This is a genomic window from Neokomagataea anthophila, from assembly GCF_018122595.1.
Lineage (GTDB): Bacteria > Pseudomonadota > Alphaproteobacteria > Acetobacterales > Acetobacteraceae > Gluconobacter > Gluconobacter anthophilus.
This window is the reverse complement of the sequence record NZ_JAGRQH010000200.1, coordinates 1-224: the sequence shown is the minus strand read 5'-3', so window position 1 is coordinate 224 and position 224 is coordinate 1. Positions and strand designations below refer to the sequence as shown.

At 55.4% G+C, this 224-nt stretch carries 1 protein-coding gene; it reads right to left on the bottom strand.

Going from position 1 to position 224, the window contains the following annotated elements; all coding sequences use genetic code 11:
* Positions 1-224: tyrosine-type recombinase/integrase (locus KB213_RS12470; protein WP_211683584.1), on the bottom strand; the 224-nt coding region annotated here is incomplete at both ends.

Here is a 224-nt window from a genome sequence, read left to right as displayed (position 1 = left end):
CAGGGAGGAGAGGGACGAGGCGTTCTTTTCCGCCTTTCACGCGGATAATAAGGGTATCATGGCCGGTACGCCCAAGATCACAGATATTGAGGGCGAGGGCTTCGCTGATACGTAGTACTGTACCGTAAAGTAGGGTGAAGAGTGACTGATCCCTGAGGGCCGCTTGGAGGGTGGTGGCATCATCGGCAATAGAGGTTGTTGCGGTGAGAGCTTGCTCTTGCCCT